The sequence below is a fragment of the Glutamicibacter sp. HZAU genome, from assembly GCF_004100365.1.
GTDB lineage: Bacteria > Actinomycetota > Actinomycetes > Actinomycetales > Micrococcaceae > Glutamicibacter > Glutamicibacter nicotianae.
On record NZ_SCKZ01000021.1, the window covers coordinates 1 to 3105 of the forward strand.

The following is a 3105-nucleotide window of genomic DNA, read 5'->3' on the forward strand; positions in this document are numbered from 1 at the left end:
AGCGCTGGTGGTTCAGGCGCTCTTGGTCGTGCGCGCAACCGGAAACGGCCACCGGGAATCACTCGGTAATGGATTTCGGTGGCCGTGTAAGGCGTGATGAAACATCTGGGTTAACCGGTGAGGGACAAACCCTTCAGTTTGTTTTGTTGCTGTAGTTCCATTGGCGTACCAACTGGCTTTTACATACTGAGCTTTTAACCCATCAAAGAACCACACCGTAGTTGCCTGGCTAGCTTGTGCTGTCGAGAAGACAAACAATAAAGCGAAAACGCAGGCCACTAGGGGCTTTAATTTTCTCCTCATTTTCAGTTTCCCTTTCTTGGAAAAATGAGATCTTAAAATTTGCTGTGCGAGTGTTTTGAAACCTATCAAGTTAATAATGATAAAAAAACAGCTAAACTTGATCGTTACAGTATCTTTACAATCCGGCTTGGAATCCCGGAGCAATTTTCTTCATGTCCTGCCATAGGGTGTGCGCCTGCGCTACTATCACTAGACAGAGCCATTAGAGAGGTGCAGGAATTGAAAAAAGGACTCGCAAAATCACTGTTGATCACAGCTTCAGTGTTAGGTATGACAGCTTGCGCGTCAGGCAGCGATCTCAAGATCTTGGAACAAGATCCACAGCCTGAACAACCAACGGCTCATTCAAGTCAGATTCCCGAGATAATTGATCCAGGTTCATTGCGCTTTGCCGTCGAGTATCAGGGCGCAAATTACTTCATTGGCACCTCAACCGATAAGAACATGGGCTGCGTTCTCGCATATCCCACAACAGGAAACAACTGGCTCAGTGGATGTGGCGCGCTAGGCGGAAACAACGTCATCGTCAATACAAGCAACGGATCCGGAACCCAGGTTATTTTGGTTGGCGATGGCGCAGATCCTAGAACACTGATAGATGATGGCTGGACTCAGATCCATCAGAATATCTACCTGCACCGCTAAGCCGGGGAACAACCGTAAATCGACCAGTATCAATAATCTTGCGGAATGCTCGTCCTTCGATCGGCATTCTGATTGGCCAGCTATTGAGGTATGTTCAATGTCGGTTTTCTTTGCACTTGGATAGTTTGCTCGGGTTAAAGGATCGCCTTATCTGGTTACCAGATAAGGCGATCCTTTAACGGTCTTCTAGTGGCTAGTTAGAATTCCCTCGGTAAGTGCGCCGTTGGCTTCTGGTTGGAACTGTTGGGTGTTGTAGCTTTTCCCATAGTCTGGACCACGAGTCTGGTGTGAGGTCTCTGGGCAAGCTGTGGGGACCAATTTTCGCTGCTGACATGGAATCCTGCACTACTGCTCGGTTGTGCCCAGATACATTTCGCAAGATTCTGTCCATAGTTCCGCCACGACCAGAAAAGACGGCGCTCACGAACTTCTCGAAGTTCTTACGCTTCAATAGGGGAACTAACGGCTTTTCACGACGAACGACCTTTAGTATCCCCCCGTCAACACTGGGACGCGGAGTAAATCGATGCGCGGGCACTCGTCCATGAAGTTCGAAGGTGAACCAGGGTGCGTTCTGTGCAGTCAGCAATGTACTACCACCTACACCGGCTCTTTTCTTAGCAACTTCCCACTGCGTCAACAGCACAGCATGTTCCCAATGCGGTTCCATCAGTAGTCGGCGCAAGATCGGAGTGGTGAGATGAAAAGGAATGTTCCCTACAACAGTTTGCGCCTCTAGTGGATATGTCATTGCGTCAGCATGGATCAGACTGACGTTCGGCAGTGAACGTTGTAATTGTTCGATTCGGTGCTCATCGAGGTCGATTGCGGTAAGTGGTCGCCCGAGGGTGATGAGAGACTTGGTCAATGCTCCATTACCTGCACCAATCTCTAAGATAGTTCCTGAAGTTTCTTCGACTACCTTGGTGAATTGTCTGATCGTTGGCTGATGGTTGATGAAGTTTTGACCGAGTTCGTGTCGGCCGCCATGTGAAGAACGGGGCATGAATAGCGCTCCTGAGTTTGGATCTTGGAGCGCCTCGAAGCTGGCGTGCATTGGCAGATTCAGGCCAGGCCCTAAGCGTTTGGGTCTTAGGCCTATCGTATAGGCCTATCTGCTCGTGTTGTTCTGACATGCGGGTACAGAAAATACCGCCGTTCGAGACGCTAAAGTGCTCTTGGGTTCCATTCTAGAGGCATCCTGGCCCGCGAACCGAATTGGGGCAGCCTAAGCGGTAATGGTGCTCTGCCTCCCGAGAGAATGTTCAGGAGCACTGCGAAAAGCTCTACTCGATGATGAGCATTTCGTTTTCATCGAATTTCCATGACTCTGCATAGGCAACTTCCCAGTAATAGCCGTCAGGATCGCGGAAGTATCCGCTATACCCACCCCATGAAACGGTTTCGGGATGTTTAGCTATTTGCCCTCCGATGCCTTCGACAATGGCGAAGATGGCATCGACTTCTTCTTTTGAGTGAGCATTGTAAGCGAGCGTGATTCCTCCGAAGTGTGTACGCGAATCGCTGATTTCGGGAGGTGCGGTGGCATTAATGTCTTCTGCAAGCTCGTGCAACTCATAAAGTTCTAGCTTTGTTCCGCGGCAGTTGAAGAAGACAATTTCGGGATTCGGCTCCTTATCAGGAGTTTCGAACCCTAGCCCGTCCCGGTAGAACTCTCGTGAGCGAGTAAGGTCTCGAACTCCGAGACAGATCAGATTGACACGATCAAGCCTAGGCGGCAGGGCTCTCTTATCCATCGTTCTAACTTACGTGCAGGCCCTGCTTCCTTTCAATGTTGCCGCATAAGAACTTGTCAATACGGCTTTCTCAATAATGGTCGTTTTTGGTGTCTCGTCTGGGGCCCTGACGGGGCGATGCTCATGTGCCGAACTCGTATTCTAGGCACATGAGCATCGGTTTCAGTCAGCTTACAGCGGCCGTTCGATCAGCCAAGGACGGTGTCGTTCGTCTTGAGCAATGCCTAAATCTGACCGACGAAATCGGCGGACAGGAACACGAATAAGGGTTCCACCGAGCGACTCCGCTAGCCCGGGTATTCCATGGCAACGGCAGTCATTAACTGACTTAAAAGAAGAAAAGGTGACCTGAACTGGAAAAATAGGAGTTGTTGAAGCTCTAAATCACCAGATCAAAGGA

At 49.8% G+C, this 3105-nt stretch carries 3 protein-coding genes; 1 reads left to right on the forward strand and 2 read right to left on the reverse strand.

Translation table 11 applies throughout. The annotated features are described in order from the left end of the window. Positions 1-513 precede the first annotated feature (513 nt). On the forward strand, positions 514-948 hold the full coding sequence (locus tag EKH49_RS16275) for a hypothetical protein (RefSeq protein WP_128471671.1): 435 nt from the start codon (positions 514-516) through the stop codon (positions 946-948). Between the two features lie 193 nt (positions 949-1141). Here EKH49_RS16275 and erm read toward each other — a convergent pair whose 3' ends face one another. Beyond that, positions 1142-1954, reverse strand: coding sequence for a 23S ribosomal RNA methyltransferase Erm (gene erm / locus EKH49_RS16280; RefSeq protein WP_128471672.1), 813 nt, complete (start codon positions 1952-1954; stop codon positions 1142-1144). A 280-nt stretch (positions 1955-2234) separates the two neighbouring features. After that, the gene (locus tag EKH49_RS16285) at positions 2235-2705 is read right to left on the reverse strand and encodes a VOC family protein (protein WP_128471673.1); all 471 of its coding nucleotides are present in this window, start codon (positions 2703-2705) and stop codon (positions 2235-2237) included. Between the last annotated feature and the right edge of the window lie 400 nt (positions 2706-3105).

What these genes read in the sequence shown, in the direction of transcription:
- erm (WP_128471672.1), bottom strand. Translation starts at nt 1,954, where the DNA reads ATGCCCCGTTCTTCACATGGCGGCCGACACGAACTCGGTCAAAACTTC.
- EKH49_RS16285 (WP_128471673.1), bottom strand. Translation starts at nt 2,705, where the DNA reads ATGGATAAGAGAGCCCTGCCGCCTAGGCTTGATCGTGTCAATCTGATC.